At 53.8% G+C, this 15,405-nt stretch carries 14 protein-coding genes; 7 read left to right on the forward strand and 7 right to left on the reverse strand.

Annotated features, from left to right (window positions below; genetic code table 11):
- The first annotated feature begins 161 nt into the window (after window positions 1-161).
- Window positions 162-629: a YkgJ family cysteine cluster protein gene (locus VN12_RS02955; RefSeq protein WP_146675427.1), complete on the forward strand. Its 468-nt coding sequence runs from the start codon at window positions 162-164 to the stop codon at window positions 627-629.
- A gap of 149 nt (window positions 630-778) precedes the next feature.
- On the opposite strand, the gene VN12_RS02960 is transcribed toward VN12_RS02955, so the two are convergent.
- Both VN12_RS02960 and VN12_RS02965 read right to left on the reverse strand, forming a co-directional pair.
- The gene (locus VN12_RS02960) at window positions 779-1,099 is read right to left on the reverse strand and encodes a hypothetical protein (protein WP_146675428.1); all 321 of its coding nucleotides are present in this window, start codon (window positions 1,097-1,099) and stop codon (window positions 779-781) included.
- 6 nt (window positions 1,100-1,105) lie between these two features.
- On the reverse strand, window positions 1,106-1,798 hold the full coding sequence (locus tag VN12_RS02965) for a hypothetical protein (RefSeq protein WP_146675429.1): 693 nt from the start codon (window positions 1,796-1,798) through the stop codon (window positions 1,106-1,108).
- Window positions 1,799-1,942: 144 nt separating this feature from the next.
- Between VN12_RS02965 and VN12_RS02970 the strand changes: the two genes are divergently transcribed.
- The 3 genes from VN12_RS02970 (at window position 1,943) to VN12_RS02980 (ending at window position 8,324) form a co-directional block, all read left to right on the forward strand.
- A complete protein-coding gene (locus VN12_RS02970; protein WP_146675430.1) occupies window positions 1,943-5,254 on the forward strand; it encodes an efflux RND transporter permease subunit in 3,312 nt (1,103 codons plus the stop codon).
- Window positions 5,255-5,329: 75 nt separating this feature from the next.
- Window positions 5,330-6,082 (forward strand): ABC transporter ATP-binding protein, encoded by a 753-nt coding sequence (locus VN12_RS02975; RefSeq protein WP_146675431.1) that lies wholly within the window; start codon window positions 5,330-5,332, stop codon window positions 6,080-6,082.
- The gene (locus tag VN12_RS02980; RefSeq protein WP_146675432.1) at window positions 6,072-8,324 is read left to right on the forward strand and encodes a type II CAAX prenyl endopeptidase Rce1 family protein; all 2,253 of its coding nucleotides are present in this window, start codon (window positions 6,072-6,074) and stop codon (window positions 8,322-8,324) included. Before VN12_RS02975 ends, VN12_RS02980 begins: the two co-directional genes overlap by 11 nt.
- A gap of 26 nt (window positions 8,325-8,350) precedes the next feature.
- Here VN12_RS02980 and VN12_RS02985 read toward each other — a convergent pair whose 3' ends face one another.
- Window positions 8,351-8,539 (reverse strand): Flp family type IVb pilin, encoded by a 189-nt coding sequence (locus VN12_RS02985; protein WP_168164180.1) that lies wholly within the window; start codon window positions 8,537-8,539, stop codon window positions 8,351-8,353.
- Between the two features lie 321 nt (window positions 8,540-8,860).
- Here VN12_RS02985 and VN12_RS02990 point away from each other — a divergent pair, with 321 nt between their 5' ends.
- Genes VN12_RS02990 through VN12_RS03000 form a run of 3 tightly spaced genes read left to right on the forward strand, consistent with a single transcriptional unit; the run spans window position 8,861 to window position 12,153 of the window.
- On the forward strand, window positions 8,861-10,696 hold the full coding sequence (locus VN12_RS02990; RefSeq protein WP_146675434.1) for an ExeA family protein: 1,836 nt from the start codon (window positions 8,861-8,863) through the stop codon (window positions 10,694-10,696).
- Window positions 10,696-11,175: a hypothetical protein gene (locus VN12_RS02995; RefSeq protein WP_146675435.1), complete on the forward strand. Its 480-nt coding sequence runs from the start codon at window positions 10,696-10,698 to the stop codon at window positions 11,173-11,175. The genes VN12_RS02990 and VN12_RS02995 overlap by 1 nt, the downstream gene beginning before the upstream one ends.
- 39 nt (window positions 11,176-11,214) lie before the next feature.
- Window positions 11,215-12,153 (forward strand): SDR family oxidoreductase, encoded by a 939-nt coding sequence (locus tag VN12_RS03000; protein WP_146675436.1) that lies wholly within the window; start codon window positions 11,215-11,217, stop codon window positions 12,151-12,153.
- Here VN12_RS03000 and VN12_RS03005 read toward each other — a convergent pair.
- Genes VN12_RS03005 through VN12_RS03020 form a run of 4 tightly spaced genes read right to left on the reverse strand, consistent with a single transcriptional unit; the run spans window position 12,150 to window position 15,190 of the window.
- Complete coding sequence (locus tag VN12_RS03005; protein WP_168164181.1) at window positions 12,150-12,650, reverse strand: TadE/TadG family type IV pilus assembly protein; 501 nt, start codon at window positions 12,648-12,650, stop codon at window positions 12,150-12,152. The two genes, VN12_RS03000 and VN12_RS03005, sit on opposite strands and share 4 nt — an antisense overlap.
- Window positions 12,651-12,664: 14 nt before the next feature.
- Window positions 12,665-13,903: a vWA domain-containing protein gene (locus tag VN12_RS03010; protein WP_146675438.1), complete on the reverse strand. Its 1,239-nt coding sequence runs from the start codon at window positions 13,901-13,903 to the stop codon at window positions 12,665-12,667.
- A 30-nt stretch (window positions 13,904-13,933) separates the two neighbouring features.
- Window positions 13,934-14,353 carry a TadE/TadG family type IV pilus assembly protein gene (locus VN12_RS03015; RefSeq protein ID WP_146675439.1) on the reverse strand — a complete coding sequence of 140 codons (420 nt, stop codon included), beginning with the start codon at window positions 14,351-14,353 and terminating at the stop codon, window positions 13,934-13,936.
- Between the two features lie 51 nt (window positions 14,354-14,404).
- The gene (locus VN12_RS03020) at window positions 14,405-15,190 is read right to left on the reverse strand and encodes a DUF4114 domain-containing protein (RefSeq protein WP_168164182.1); all 786 of its coding nucleotides are present in this window, start codon (window positions 15,188-15,190) and stop codon (window positions 14,405-14,407) included.
- Between the last annotated feature and the right edge of the window lie 215 nt (window positions 15,191-15,405).

Here is a 15,405-nt window from a genome sequence, read left to right on the forward strand (position 1 = left end):
TACTTAGCCCCGTGAATCGCCGGTTGCCGGATTGGCGCAGGCGACGTCCATGGACCTATTCTACGGATTTTCCGAGTTTGGTCGCGGGGAGCGTATCGATTCGGTAGACTTGCGTCAATTCAAGCATTTGTTCTCCCCGCTCCTTCGGACCCCCAGTCGCAATGGACACGTCGGATTCCTATTGGTACCAAAATGGTCTTGCTTTCGAGTGCACGCAATGTGGCAATTGCTGCAGCGGTCCGGGAACGGGCTATGTGTGGGTCACCGAGAGCGAGGTTGCGGCAATCGCAAAAGCCGTGGGCATGGACGAGGACCTCGATGGATTTGAGCGGAAATTCACGCGGCGTATTGGAGCTCGCGTAAGTTTGGTCGAGTATTCCGACGGCGACTGTATCTTTCTAGAGCCTGAGACGCGGCGTTGCTCCGTGTACGATTCGAGACCGGTGCAATGCCGGACTTGGCCATTCTGGGATTCGAACGTTGCCACTCCCAAAGACTGGAAAGAAATCTCTAGAAATTGCCCAGGCTGCAATCGAGGCCGTCTGTACAGCCTCGACGAGATTCGGTCGGTGATCGATGGGGAGAAGAAGGGCGAAAAAGCCTCTGACGCCCCGGAGCGTGCAGTTTAGATTGGATCGGGCCGGAGGGGACTGGGCTTTACAGAATGGAATGTCACCGTACGAAAGGGGATATCAAAGTAGGGGGGTAGAATTCCTACGAGGGATTATTTCCAACCGGGATAAAGCTTCGAAACGATTCGTGGGCTTCCAACTCGGCCTCAGTCTCCATCGCTCGTCTCCATCACTGCCACTTGAATGTGGTTATACCAGCCGAGCAGGTAGATTTCTTCCAAAGTGGCCCAGTGGGTTTGGGGGCCCCAAAGAGATTTTTTGCATCGAGGGCAGGCCGGTTCCCCCTCGTTTTTGGTGAGAATACGCTCGTGGAGAGACGGAGTTGACCAAACCGCGTCGCACTCGTCGCACAGGACAGCCGCGACCGATTCAGGCGGATTCGAATCGGACGTGCAAATCCTCGGTCGCAATAGACCTTGTTCGCAGATCGGGCACGGGCAAATGTAGAGCAATTTCGAGGTCGTCATGGTTCTTTAGAACGGGTAGGCGGAGATGACGGAATCGTCCTCCAAGACGATTTTGAGCTTTCTCAAAGGTGGATTGGATTTCCTTTTCCCTTCTTGTCCTCCTAGGAAACCGATATCGCGAGGGAATGGGACCTCGAGAATGGTCCTTCCAGTGTCCTTTGATTTCGAAGTCCCCGGCTCTTTTTTCTGCGCTCGCACGTAGGCGCTGTCGATGGTTTGCAGGAATTCGGACATCGAGCCTCGAAAGACCCCGTGTGGGCCCGGTCGATCGGGGATATCGCGAAGATGCCGTTCAAGGTGTTTTAATCGATGGCCTTCGGCCGATCCTCGTTTGTAGAGCAACCCCGCGGGAGAGCGAAAGGTTTGGTCTGCAATCTTCTCGAGAAACCCGTCCGGCGAGGAGGCCGATGAATCAGGGGAAGGTTCGGTCGCTTTTGTGGTGGCATCTTGCGGTCCCGACATTTTGTCGGTGCGTGGCGGTAGAGTGGGACCGTCGCCTCCTTCCGAGTCTGAGTCCGATTCCGCGACCAAGATCGCAGGTAATTCCCAACCAAATTGTCGGTTGAGCCACGGTTGGGCCAGGCTGTAGAGCGCTAGGAGAAGGACCATTCCGATCAGCCAAACCGGACCGAGGGCTCGTTTGGAGTTCCGTGGGTTGAATTTGGAAAGCTGGTTGGGGGCTTGTCGTTTAGCGATCATGCATGGGTCCTTGAAAGTAACTCCGATCATACATGCAGGTGGAGACTTGGTGCCATTCCAACTACAATGGGATTGGACGAACGGACTCTCCCTCCCTTGCTTTTCCCACCTTCTTGCCGCTCGAACCCACCATAGGTCTCCACCTTGTATTGGCTAGCCGAAATCTGTGTAAAGCGACCCGTGTTCGCTTTGATGCTCGTCATGGCCCTCGTCGTTGCGGGGATTGTTGCTTTTCCAAGCCTGGGCATCGACCGATATCCAAGCACGGACTTGCCGACGGTTTTCATCCGCACGAATTACCCAGGGGCTGCGTCCCAAGAGGTCGAGTCCGAGGTTTCTCAAATTGTCGAAGATGCTGTGTCGACGGTTGCGGGGATCGAGGAGTTGCGAAGTATTTCCAACGATGGCAGTTCGATTTGCATCATTACCTTCGCATTGTCTCGCGATATCGATGCAGCGTTGCAGGATGTTCGAGATGCGGTTTCGGCCGTTTCCAATCGATTGCCTGACACCGTGGATCCACCCGTCGTTCAGAAATCCGATATCGATTCCAGCCCGATCATGACCATTGCAGTGTCGGGGGAAAGGACTCCGACCGAGCTGTATTTTTTGGCGGACCGATATGTCAAAAGCGTCATTGAATCGAGCAAGGGAGTCGGGCAGGTATCCATATCCGGTGCGGCCGAACGTGCGATCAAGGTGAATGTCGATGCGAAGCGGCTCGCAGCATATGAAATGTCGATATTGCAAGTGCGAGAGGCTTTGGTTCGGCAGAATACGGAAGTACCGGGAGGCCGTGTTGACGAGGGACTTCGCGAGCGATCGCTTCGGACGCTCGGGCGGGTGGAGGCCGCGAAAGATTTCCCTGAATTGGTCGTGGATACGATTGATGGCGTCCCCATTCGCCTCAAGGACTTAGGGACAGTAGAGGATTCGACCAAGGAGGTTCGAACCATTGCCAGGCTGGACGGGGTTCCCACGGTCACATTGAGCGTCCAGCGTCAGTCCGGAGAAAACACGGTCAACGTCATCGCAGGGGTGAAAGAGCGTCTCGAGCGATCGCGGGGACTGTTACCGTCGGACGTCAACGTAACAGTGATTCAAGATCAATCGCGTTACATCCTCGCAGCGCTCCACGAGATTGAGAACCACTTGATTTCGGGCTCGATCCTGGCTTGTTTGACCGTCCTCCTGTTCATGCGTTCATGGCGATCGACGTTGATTGCGTCGGTCGCGATCCCTGCTTCCATCATCGCCACCTTTGCGTTCATGAAAGCCTTCGGCTTCACATTGAACAACGTCACCATGCTCGCCTTGGTCCTCATGGTGGGGGTTGTGATCGACGATGCGATCGTCGTGCTCGAAAACGTATTTCGTTGCATCGAAGAGTTGGGAATGGATGCCAAGCAAGCGGCGATTGAGGGGACCAAGGAGATCGGATTAGCAGTCTTGGCGACAACCGTATCTCTCGTGATCGTCTTCTTGCCGGTTTCATTTCTGTCGAGCGTAACCGGCCGCATGCTCTTTGAGTTCGGAGTGACAGCCACGGTCGCCATTCTCGTCTCGATGTTTATCAGCTTTACGCTCACTCCTATGATGTGCAGCTTGTTGCTCAAGAGCCCGACGAAAGAAGAACGGGCCAAATTGAAATCCCATGCCCAAGGGACTCGAGGAGGGTTTTACCACTGGATAGAAGTCGGTTACATGGCGACCCTCAAGTTGGCGATGCGGTACCGTTTCGCGACGCTGATCCTTTGCGTTCTCACAATCCTCGCCAACATCCCGCTTTATGGGTGGGTTCGACAGGACTATATCCCCACCAACGTCGATGAGTCTGAGTTTGAAGTCAGCATCAATGCCAAGGAAGGAACCACGATTGTGGCGATGAATTCCGCGGTGGAGCGGATTGAGAAGATGCTGCAATCGATCCCTGGAGTGGAACTAACATTAACCTCGGTGGGATCGCGAGGATTTGGGGGCGTCAATAGCGCGAACATTTACGTGAGGCTAGTCGACGCTGAAAAGAGAAGCTTCTCGCTGCATCGACTTTGGAAGGAGCTGCTCCGTGGGCAACCGAAATCGGCTTTCGAAGGGAACTATTCGCAGCAGGAAAAGATGGCCGAAATCCGTGGCTTGCTCAAATCCTTCCCCGACGTCCGTTTGTCGCTTCGAAACCTAACCTCCTTAAGGCAAGGTCCAAATGTGGACATCGATTTCACCATCACGGGTCCCGACGCGAAGGGATTGGCAACATTTAGCGAGAAGGTCCGTGCGGCGGTTATGAGCAATGTGGACGGCGTCGTCGATGTGGATACCACGTTGCGGTTGGACAAACCAGAAATGCTTGTGGATATCGACCGGGAACGCGCGGCCGCGATGGGAGTCTCCGTTCAAGAGATTGCGGATACGCTCCGAGTGGCAGTCGGCGGAGACGACCGGGTCTCCCGATACCGGGATGCCTCGGTAGATGATGCCTACGACGTCGAGCTCCGATTGGTGGGGGTCGATCGGCAAGACACCGATTCGATATCACAGTTGTACGTTCGAACGAATCCAGCGGCCGTGTCCATGATCAGCCGAGAGCCCAACGCTCCTTCGACAGAAGGTTCCACGCGGGTACCTCTGACCCGCATCGAGAACTTGGTGAATTTTCAGTTCGCGGATTCGCAAGCTCGGATCGACCGGTTGGATCGGCAGCGCATGGTAGCCATTCGCGCTAACCTGTCCCAAGGATACGCGTTGGCTGATCGAATCAATGCCATCAAGCGAGAGGCCGATGCGATTGGAGTTCCGCCTGGGTTCGAGACGCGCGTGATGGGGCGAGGGAGGGAACTCGATCGGACGCTGGGAGAATTCCGTTGGACGTTTTTGCTCAGTTTCGTCTTCATGTACATCGTGCTTGCAGCCCAGTTTGAGCATCTAGCCCATCCATTGACCATTCTCTTCACTCTACCGCTATCTGTTCCTTTCGGACTGATCAGTTTGTACTGGGGCAACGAGACGCTCAATGTGTACTCGGCGTTGGGAGTACTTGTTCTCTTTGGGGTGGTTAAGAAAGCGGCGATTCTGCAGATCGACTGCACGAACGCATTGAGACATAAAGGGATGGATCGTGAGTCGGCCATTCTCATCGCCAACCGCGATCGTTTGCGTCCGATTCTCATGACGACCATTTCATTTGTTGCCGGACTGCTACCATTGTTAATAGCGACAGGGCCTGGGGCGGAAGAACGTCGATCGATTGCTGTATTGGCAACTGGTGGGCAGACCCTTTCCCTGCTACTTACCCTGTTGGCAGTACCCGTTCTCTACAGTTATTTGGACGATTTAGATGGACCGTTTCGTAAGTGGTTTCGCAAAGGCAAGTCTTTGGACGTCGAAAATGCTCCGACGTCATTGCCAAACCCGGAGGCTTCGTCGCCGAATACAGGGGCATCATTGCAGAATGCAGGGTAGGTTGCTCACCGGCTCCCGATGGGCTGGCTAGAATAGCGGCACTTCCTTCGTTCCCCCATTGCGAGCCCCTCACGAATGATTCAAGCGAATCATCTTCATAAACAGTTTCTCGTTCGCGGGCAGCCATTGGTTGCCGTTCATGATGTGAGTTTTCATGTCGCCGCCGGGGAGGTCTACGGTCTGCTTGGTCCCAATGGAGCGGGAAAGACGACAACCCTGCGTATGGTGATGGGGCTCTTGGAACCTGATCGAGGGGAAGTTCGTATCGGAGAGCAGGATACGGCACTCGATCCCATTTCCCATCGCAACATGCTCGGTCTGATATCGACGAATGACGGCGTCTATCCCTGGCTGTCGGTCAAAGAGATGCTCCTTTACTTCGCAGATCTCTATGCGGTCGATCTAATTGTCGCCAAGGAGCGGATGAAGGAGCTGACGAGCCAACTCGGGATCGATTCGATTTTGGATCAACGCTGCAGCACTTTGAGTACCGGGCAAAAGCAACGCGTGATTCTGGCGAGGGGATTGATGCATGATCCCCCCGTCATGTTGCTGGATGAACCGACGCGGGGTTTGGACGTCGTGGGAAGTCAAACGATTTTTCGATTCATCGAATTGATCCGAAATCGGGGTAAAGCGGTCTTGCTCTCGACCCATAGGCTGGATGAAGCAGAACGTGTTTGCGATCGATTTGGACTGTTGCATCGAGGGAAGATGCAACACGAGGGTACGCTCGCCGACCTACAGCAAGCAACAGGGCACCAACACCTAACCGATATGTTTATCGAACTTATACAAGAAGCGAACGGCCAGCCCGATGGATGTTAGCACTTACCTCAGCGGCGGGCGGCTTCAGCGACTTTGTTTGAAGGAACTGCGAGAGAGTCTTCGCGATCGACGAACCGTGATGACTTTGGTCCTGATGCCGATTCTGGTCTATCCACTTCTGAGCATGGCATTGCAACGCCTCTTGATCGGAGCGGCCGGCAGTTCTCCAACGACTCCCTATGTCCTAGGGGTCTTGGATCCAGAACAGGGAAGAATGATCGAGGAGATCCTTAACGAGGGTTCGGCATTGGTCGAACAGGACTTGCCCTCACCCATCCCACCCCCCGAGTTTGCCTCGAACGATGCTACTGAGGAGGTACAAGGGAACGAGACAAACGCCGCTACCCAGCGAGTGGAGAAGGTCCTGCGAGAAATCGAACGGTTCCGATTGGTGCAGGTGGACCAGGGTACTCTGCGCGACTCGTTAAAAGCAGGGGTGATCGATGTCGCGATTGTCCAACTGGATCGAACCGAACGCAAGACACGCGATGGGGAAATGTGGACACTCCAAGCGGAAGTAGAATTCCGTCAAGGGGACGGACATAGCCAAGACGCTGCGACTCTTTTGAGACGCCTCTGCCAATTGATTAATGATCAACAGTTTCGAGTATTGAGCCAATCCATAGGAAATCAGTTAGGACCCGTTGTTCAACTTCGGTCGATTGGTATTGGGAGCAAACAGGACCCCTTTGCCTCGGTCGCTTCGGTGATTCCTTTGGTTTTGATTCTGATGACGATCACGGGGGCGGTCTATCCTGCGATTGACCTAACAGCAGGAGAGCGAGAACGAGGGACCATGGAGGCCATGATTGCCACACCGGCGCCACGATTCGCTTTGCTCCTCAGCAAGTATGTCGCAGTGGTAACCGTCGCCATCCTCACTGCACTTGCAAACTTGTTCGCGACCTGGGTTACGCTCGCATTTGGGGGCCTGGGAGAAGCCTTGTTTGGGGAGGGAGGATTTGGCATTTGGACACTTCTTCAAATCCTTCCAATCCTGGCAATATTCGCCGGATTTTTCAGTTCGATCTTGCTCGCCCTTTGCTCTTTCGCAAAGAGCTTCAAAGAGGCTCAGGCTTATTTGATTCCGGTGATGTTGCTATCCCTCGCCCCTGGCTTGGTAACCTTGATGCCGAATGTGGAATTCACAAGTCTCCTCGCGGTGGTGCCCCTATTAAATGTGTTGCTCCTTTCGCGCGATATCATGGCGGGTGGTCCCTCACTGATCCCTTCATTGATTGCGATCATCACTACCATTGGGTACGGAGGAGCAGCCTTGGTGGTAGCCGCGAACTTGTTCGGTGCTGCGAACAGCACATCGTTAAGCCAAGCGACCTGGGGCGATCTGATTCGACGACCTCGGAAAGCAAGACGCTTTCCCGAGCTGGGGGACTTTGCCGTTTACTTGGCATTCCTCTTTCCAGCGCTGTTTGTCATCTCCAGCATGGGACGTTTTCTCGCAGGACAGACAGCATTGCTTATGGGACTCAACGGGTTCGCACTCGCTATCTTATTCGTAGCGTTTCCCGCCCTATGGCTCATCTACCAACGCATTTCCCTACGCCAATCGTTTGGTTTGTCGCTCCAATCTGAAGCATCATCCAATCCCGCGAGCGGTTGGGGGCGTTTCTTGATGATCACACTTTCCGTGGTCTTGCTCGCCTCGACGTTGTGGATGTTCGCGCTCGAGGGTGTGTTATTGTTCAAGTCGTGGAGTCTGGCTTCTTTTGTCCCCGAATTGGAGAAATGGAAATCCGAGTGGATGGCCATACCCTTAGCATGGATTTTGATCACGCAAGCGGTCGTACCTGCCGTCTCCGAAGAGGTATTCTTCCGAGGATTTGCATTGAATTCGATGCAATCCCGTCTGCGACCTTCACTCGCAATTTTGGGCAGTAGCCTTCTGTTCGCCCTGTTCCACATCATCTCTGGGAACGTGTTGTCTCTGGAGAAGTTTATTCCGACCCTTTTGCTCGGGATCGCTCTGGGCTACACCGCTTGGACATCGGGAAGTATTCTGCCTGGGGTTTGGATCCACATGATCCACAACAGTATCGTCTTGCTATTCTCCAGATTGGAGAAGGAGCAGCTCACCCCTTGGCTAGGAAACTCCGAACATCTCCCTGCACTGTGGCTCGTTCTGGGCGCGATAGCAATCGGCGCCGCGGTTTGCTTGCTCGCGGTTGCGAAGAGAGGAAATTTCCAAGCGAATCGGCTGGCTAGGGAAGGTGGTCGCGTGTGAATCGCTGACCGAAGGGGTGTGAGAGTCTAGGAGCCGAGCGCCGCATTCACCACTTCGCCCGATTTGTCGAAGGAATTCTTCGTCGCGGTCGCCATCTGGCCAACACTTGCCAGGACTGCGACAACGATGAGCGAAAGGAGAATGGCGTATTCGATTGCTGTCGCACCCTCTTCCTCTCGTGAAAAGCGATGCCACCGTAATTTTGCAGGTTTCATGTTACACCCATCGATGGAAAAATGCGGGCCTAGAGGAACCATAGTTCCATCCTGGCGAAGTTGCGTCGCTTGCTACCGTAGCCTGGATTGATTTTTCAGAACTTCCGGCGAGAGGCCGTCAAACTCACTAGATCTCCTATCTTCGCATCGTTGGGCCAGTGAACCGAGGGGGCGTTTAAAATCTAACGATTTTAACGATCGTACTCATGATTACGGGCTTGGACGTCCGATTTCACCGACACGCGGCGACAGGTCGTGGAATGCCTTGATTTCACACGGCAGGGATGGCCGGAGAAATTGCCTCAAGCGGGGATTGAAAGAATGTACGAGTCGTTTTTTGGATTTGTGAACCGACCATTCTTGGCTGCGCCTTCGTTAGATCGTTACTTTCCCTCCAATTCCATGGAGCAAACAGTTCAAACAGCCGCCCGCGCCATTTCTCGTGCGGAAGGACCAGTCGCAGTTTTTGGTGGTACTGGGCTTGGGAAAACACTTTGTTGCCTGCGATTGGCTGAACATTTTCGACGTTCCTTTGAAGTGGTGATGCTGGCGAGTTCACCGCTGGTCACTCGGCGCGCCTTGCTTCAAAGCCTCCTGTTCGAACTTCAAATGCCTTATCGCGATCTCAACGAGGGAGAACTTCGCCTCACGTTGATGAATCGCCTGCAGTCGCCCCAAGACACGGGGAGCGATGGCGTATTATTGATTGTGGATGAAGCGCAGACTCTTTCTCTGAAGCTGCTCGACGAGATTCGCTTGTTGACCAACATTCATCGAAATGGAGTGCCACGAGTTCGACTGGTGCTCTGCGGGAACATGAAGCTCGATGAGGCATTGTGCAATCCCAATCTGGAGTCTCTCACTCAGCGATTGGCTGCGCGTTGTTATCTCATGCCACTTTCGATCCAAGAGACCGCAGCCTACGCGATTCACAAAATTGAATTGTGCGGAGTCAATCACGCTCGCGTGATCACTCGCGATGCGTTGGATGCGCTGCATCGGGGTTCGGACGGGATTCCTCGGTTGATCGATCAACTGGCGGACCAAGCGATGTGGATCGCGGCGCAAGAGAGGATTTGTCCAGTCACTGCGGACGTGATCGGAAAGGCTTGGGGTATGCTCCAGCAGCTTCCCAATCCGTGGAGCGAGCCGGAGTCGATGAAGACGAAAGCAAAGTCGGAAGAGATTGTGGCCCAGCATGCCATTCCTGCAGAAAGGCACGCTGTTGAACTATCAAGCTCGGAATCGTCGCAGCATGTCTCAAGTTCCGTTCTAGAGTGCCTCAAAACGGTTGCGAAGAATTCGACTCCATCCATCGTTGAGTTCGGACCGCTCGATGAATTGGAAGAGCTCGATGCCCAAGAAGAAGAGGTGTTGATTCACGGTCCGTTAGAAGCAATCCACAGCCCGTCAGAAACAACCGAAGATTACACACTGCAACCGCTGACCGAACCAGCAGGTTCACGACCAGAGTCGGTTGTCTCGCACGATCCGTTCGGGAGCGATTTCGACGAAGAGTTCAATCTACCCGTGCAGTCGTCGGCCGGATATCAGGCCTATTCGGGGGTTGCCTTTGGTAGTTTGAATCATGACCTGGAGCATCTCGAGCCATTTACGACTCCAAGCAAGGTCGAATTTCCTGAAGCAGACTCATTCATGGAATCGGAGCCCCTATTCACACCCCCTGCATTCCCGTTGCAGCGTTGGGATGAACCGGGCGAAACCGTCTACTCGAACATGACTCCCTCTCAAGCTGCGAGCCTCGAAAAGCAAGTCGAAGAGGAAATGCGTGATTTGGTTTCCGAACTTAATCTCAGCGCCATGGCGTTCGACCCCACTCAGATCATTGTTGAGTTGGAACCGAGCTATCCCATCGAAAATGCACCTCCCACTGCAACCGATGAGGAGGCCTTGATGGCGGATGCTGCGTTCCACACGGCTGGTACCTTTGCGGAAATGAGGGATGAATGGAACCTCACCGGTGGGATCGGTGATTCCGAGATTAGCAAAACGGTCGCGAGCGATGATCGGGACATGTTGGTCATTGAGGAAGACATTGAGACGATCAAGGCCTCGGTACCAGCCCCTAAAGCCGGATCCAATCGTCCCGTACTTCATCCCTATGCGAAGTTGTTCAGCAATCTGAGAAACAACTGATGAACGTTCAGCAGATCTCCATTCCTATTTCAACCATCGAAAACACGATCAAGAAAAAGGATCCATTCGTTCTTGGCATCGCTTCTCTCTCGTCAGCGGGACAGGGGATCGAATCGTTTTGGTCCGACATGGTCGACGAATTGGCCCATGCTCTCAGCGTGAAATTGTCGACGAATCCCTTGCGAGTCCGAACGGAAGATTTGCCCGGTGAGGAAGAAGTCGCCTCCAGAAACCAACGATTCGCTGGGGTCTCGAAAGTTTCGAAGTGGCGGCGGCATCGCTTGACTGTTCTTGATTTTGGCACTCCGGCGGCACAAACCCTTCTAAACCTCGGACGACAGTGCGATGGGGTCGTGATCCTCGTGACAGATGCCGATCGCGAGCCCCAAAGACGTGTTCGGCAACTTCGAGGCCATGGGGTAGAAATACTGGGATACTGGACCCATGTTCTGAACAACAGTCCTTTGGCGATCCAGTAGAGCGTTCGATCCCCACATCATAGAGAAGGGAAGATTTCGATGGCGAAGTGCTTGGTGACCGGCGGGGCGGGCTTTATCGGTTCCCACATTGTTTACGGGCTGGTGGATGCCGGGCACTCGGTGCGAGTTCTGGACAATCTTGGAACAGGATCTCTTAAGAATTTGGAAGCGGTCTCTGATCGCATCGAGTTCGTGAAGGGGAGCGTCACCGATCCGATTGCAGTACAAGAGGCATTGTCTGGGGTGGAGCGGGTATTTCACCAAGCCGCTTTGGCATCGGTCCCGTTGTCTTTGGAGAAACCGCTCGAAACTCACGATGCGTGTGCGACTGGAACGCTAAACATGTTGCACTGGAGTGTCAAAGCGAAGGTGAAACGCTTTGTTTATGCAGCGAGTAGCAGTGCGTATGGAGACCAACCAACGTCATCCAAAAGGGAGACGGATCTTCCGATGCCACTCTCACCGTATGCAGTTGCAAAACTGACGGGCGAATATTACTGCCAAGCTTATTACCACAGTTTTGGGTTGGAAACGGTAGGCATTCGCTACTTCAACGTCTACGGTCCAAGACAGGATCCCAACAGTCCCTATTCGGCAGTCATTCCGTTGTTTGTTAGCCGTATCTTGCAGGGACAGCCTGCCCTTATTTATGGTGACGGATTGCAGTCTCGCGACTTCACTTACGTAGCCAATGTGGTGCACGGCAATCTGCTGGCTGCAGAGAGGCCCAATATCGGAGGTCGAATAATCAATGTCGCCGACGGACGTCAGACCACGCTCCTTCAATTGCTGGAATTCTTAGGGGAGATGCTCCGCTGTCGTCCGAAAATCGAGTTCCTACCGCCGCGTATGGGTGACGTTCGCGAAAGTCTGGCCGACATCACACTTGCGAGAAGATTGCTGGGTTATGAGCCGCAAATCGGACTCGAGGAAGGCCTGAAAAGGACCATCGACTACTATCGGCAGACCGCTCGCTAAATGTCGATCGGCTCGTGGTCATTATCCCCGATGCCAGGGTCCCGTTCGTTCACGAGGTAAGCCTTGTTTTCGTGATCGAGCGTCAATTTCGATTCGATTACCGTTGCGCCGAGAAAAAGAGGTCCGATCCACGAGCTATCGGAATAATTGCATCGGATGTGAACCTCTACTTCGGCCGTCTTATCGTTGATCGTTTCCGGCGTTACCCGAATTGTAGCTTTACGAATCCCGGTTGCATTGAGGATGCGATTGGCGACTTGACGGACATTGTCGGAAGTCGCACCGGGTATGATTCCAGCCCTAGCTCCTTCGTACGCTGCTTGATCGACTGAGTGACGCGCAAACATAAAACGAGAGAATTCGATACCTGCCATCAGGACCATGAAAAAGATCCCCGCGCAGATCGCGAATTCGACGGTAAACGCACCTTGCCGGTTTCTGGTCCCGATCCGGAGGTAGGAGGCAGGACGCGATCGACGTTTCGAAATGGTTATCACGTTGGCGTTCCTCTTCACTCTGTCAACATGTTTGGTAGGGTCGCAGCAATGGTCCGAAACGTAGTGGTCAACGATTCTGCGTCGGGCGCGACATAGCATTGGCCTCCACCCGCTTGGGAAACTCGCGTCATCAATGGCACATCGGCTTGATCACTGAATGCGATGGTATGGATTCGGATGTTCATTTGACGGGCTAGATTGGCCAACTCGACCGGATCATCACCTTGTGTTTTAATTCCATCGGTGAGAAGGATGATCGTCTTCGACGACGTGATCCGGCTCTTGGATGGATCGGTCAGGGCATTGATCCCTTCTCGCAATCCCGCCGCGATATTGGTGTTTCCGATCAGTGGCTGCTGCGCGATGGTATCGAGACGAGCCGGAAGACTCAAGTAGGTGGTCGTGAGGGGTTCATCGATACTGGCCACAACCGAAGACCAGATTCCAAAGGTGAAATTGCTTGAGTAGGAAGCGAGTGCCACGCGACTGCGGATGGGTGATTCTTCCAGGACCTCAACGAAGCCATCGATCGCATCCCTCAGCGCTGACCAGCGACTTAGGGTGGGGTGAGGTAGTTGAAAGTAGTTCTGCAAGGGTGATTTTCCGGCGAGGTTCCCCGGATACTCAAACGCCTTGTCTCCGAGCGACCAAGCCATGGATCCCGACCGATCTACCACCACGCAAACATCCATCTCAATTCGGGTTGCCGAAGCGAATTGTTCAAGTTGGTACTTTGAATTGCCCATCATTTGGGGCATCATGATCAACGGAACGCCACCTTCGACAACACGATTGAGACTGCAGGCAACGCGCACCGAATTGGTGACCGAGGCCGAATCGCCGGGGACTTCGGTGAATTGAAAGGTTCCATTCTGCATCATCACCGAGGCTCCGATCTTGACATCGGAATCTTGTAACTTCACCGGGCGACCCGCGACGCGATGCAAAGCAGCGATCGACTTGGCTGCCTCAATGGCTTGTTGACGCGATTGCGATTGCCCCAGTACGACCAGTGCCGACTTGGCCGCCGCATCGGTTACCACGCGCTGTTCGGTACGAAGGAGTTCCATGTAGGCGATGTTGATCGCTAACCCAGATAGTGCTGCTAATGCCAGGAACACGAAGGAGGCAAACAGAACAATGGACCCTTTTCGCGAATCCGTGTCTCCATCCTTGTTCAGGTTGTAGATTGCGGCAACGCGACGGAGAGAAAACGGATAGGGACTGATTTTGAGAGAGTTTGTGTTGTGCATGAGAAATTGGCTTCCTGGGACAGAGCTTGGCTATTCGCGGAGCATATGCACGTCCACGGTGAGAATTCCTTGATCTTTCAAGACGAATCGTGTGGGGGTATTGTCCGCCCAAGGAATGTTCACACGAATTCGAATGGGGGCACCCGCGTTCAATTCCAAGAGGTTCGCAGGTTGAATCTCGATCGAGCCTCCACGAATCCTCCGTTGCGCCAACATGGCATTGCAGCGAGCAAGCACCTCTTCGGAGCTAGTGGTGCTTCGAACCCCCAGTCGCACACCTTCGTAGGCGACCAGCAAAGCGGATTGGCGTAGAAAAATGCGTTGGCATATTTCGATCGTTCCTAAAACGAAAATCAGCATGACCGGAAGCACGAGCGCGAGCTCCAGCGTCGCAACGCCGCTTCGGCGATATCGCTGGAATGTTTGGCGTTTCGTACGAAGGGGATGCATAAGGAACGGTCGATTGGATACAGGGAGGCTAGTTGGCCTCGAACTCGGAACCTAATTGGGCAACGTGGATGGGTCATCGGTGAGGGACACAACATTTTCGATCCCGATGTCAACGACGAATAAAGCATCGTTGTAGTCACGGTCTCCACCTCCGAACAAGTCTTCGAAGCCAATGAGGATGTAGGGACTATTGGGGAGTGCAAAGGCAACGACGTGCTGAGTCCCGTCGCTATTTTTCTCAACGTCATTCCAGTACCAAATGAAGTCGTTGGCTTTCCTCTTTTTCTCATTGGCCCAAAGGTTAAATGCATCTCCGATCAAGAAGAAATCTAATTGCCAACCGTTGCCTCCTTTGCCAATCTCGACAAAGTCTCCCGCGCGAATGGGGGCGCTAACGGTCCTCTTCCCTGTACCCACCGAAGCGTTGGGATACATGACACGAGGCGAACCGGGCGTCGGGCTTCCAGCTGGAGTGAACGCAAAGCCAACCGTATTCATGTACCCAGCTCCTTCGGCCAAGAAATATACGCGAATGGTTTCCTTGGCCTGCATTCGCAGGAAGAGTTTCGAAGAGTCGAGTTTGAATCCCGAGGCATTTGTAAAGACGACGCTCTCCGAGAGATTGTCGTTGATGATCTTATTGAATACGGGCAAGTAGTTCTTATTGAAATCCGCGGAGCGCGCATCGGAGCCTGTAACTTGGACTTGCCCCGCAAGGGTTAGGTTGAGCGGCACCGGTGTCGCCTGCGGGGAAGCAGGGGTCCCTCCCAAGCAAAGGGACGCACTGAGATGGACAAGAGTGAGACTCAGCGATGATTTTGCAAAAAACGATGCCATAACCGTGTTTCCGAATGGGACCAATTGAGGGACTCCACTGAAACCTAGGTCAACTTCAGTTGTCGGCGACTGATAGAGGGCGGGAAACCGCATGAAATACAGCGAAAAACGTTCCACGATCGTTATAAGCCGAAAAGTCGTTAAGAACGGCTCGACACCTCGGGAGCGGCTGCCCTCGGTACTCTTGTGGCCAAGGTCAGTACTATTCTGGCCAA

The sequence above is a fragment of the Pirellula sp. SH-Sr6A genome (assembly GCF_001610875.1).
In the GTDB taxonomy this organism is placed as follows: Bacteria; Planctomycetota; Planctomycetia; order Pirellulales; family Pirellulaceae; genus JBKCUI01.

Bases quoted from the DNA above. Each gene is read 5' to 3' on its own strand.
- VN12_RS02955 (WP_146675427.1), top strand. From the start codon at position 162: ATGGACACGTCGGATTCCTATTGGTACCAAAATGGTCTTGCTTTCGAG.
- VN12_RS02960 (WP_146675428.1), bottom strand. From the start codon at position 1,099: ATGACGACCTCGAAATTGCTCTACATTTGCCCGTGCCCGATCTGCGAA.
- VN12_RS02965 (WP_146675429.1), bottom strand. From the start codon at position 1,798: ATGATCGCTAAACGACAAGCCCCCAACCAGCTTTCCAAATTCAACCCA.
- VN12_RS02975 (WP_146675431.1), top strand. From the start codon at position 5,330: ATGATTCAAGCGAATCATCTTCATAAACAGTTTCTCGTTCGCGGGCAG.
- VN12_RS02980 (WP_146675432.1), top strand. From the start codon at position 6,072: ATGGATGTTAGCACTTACCTCAGCGGCGGGCGGCTTCAGCGACTTTGT.
- VN12_RS02985 (WP_168164180.1), bottom strand. From the start codon at position 8,539: ATGAAACCTGCAAAATTACGGTGGCATCGCTTTTCACGAGAGGAAGAG.
- VN12_RS02990 (WP_146675434.1), top strand. From the start codon at position 8,861: ATGTACGAGTCGTTTTTTGGATTTGTGAACCGACCATTCTTGGCTGCG.
- VN12_RS02995 (WP_146675435.1), top strand. From the start codon at position 10,696: ATGAACGTTCAGCAGATCTCCATTCCTATTTCAACCATCGAAAACACG.
- VN12_RS03000 (WP_146675436.1), top strand. From the start codon at position 11,215: ATGGCGAAGTGCTTGGTGACCGGCGGGGCGGGCTTTATCGGTTCCCAC.
- VN12_RS03010 (WP_146675438.1), bottom strand. From the start codon at position 13,903: ATGCACAACACAAACTCTCTCAAAATCAGTCCCTATCCGTTTTCTCTC.
- VN12_RS03015 (WP_146675439.1), bottom strand. From the start codon at position 14,353: ATGCATCCCCTTCGTACGAAACGCCAAACATTCCAGCGATATCGCCGA.
- VN12_RS03020 (WP_168164182.1), bottom strand. From the start codon at position 15,190: ATGGCATCGTTTTTTGCAAAATCATCGCTGAGTCTCACTCTTGTCCAT.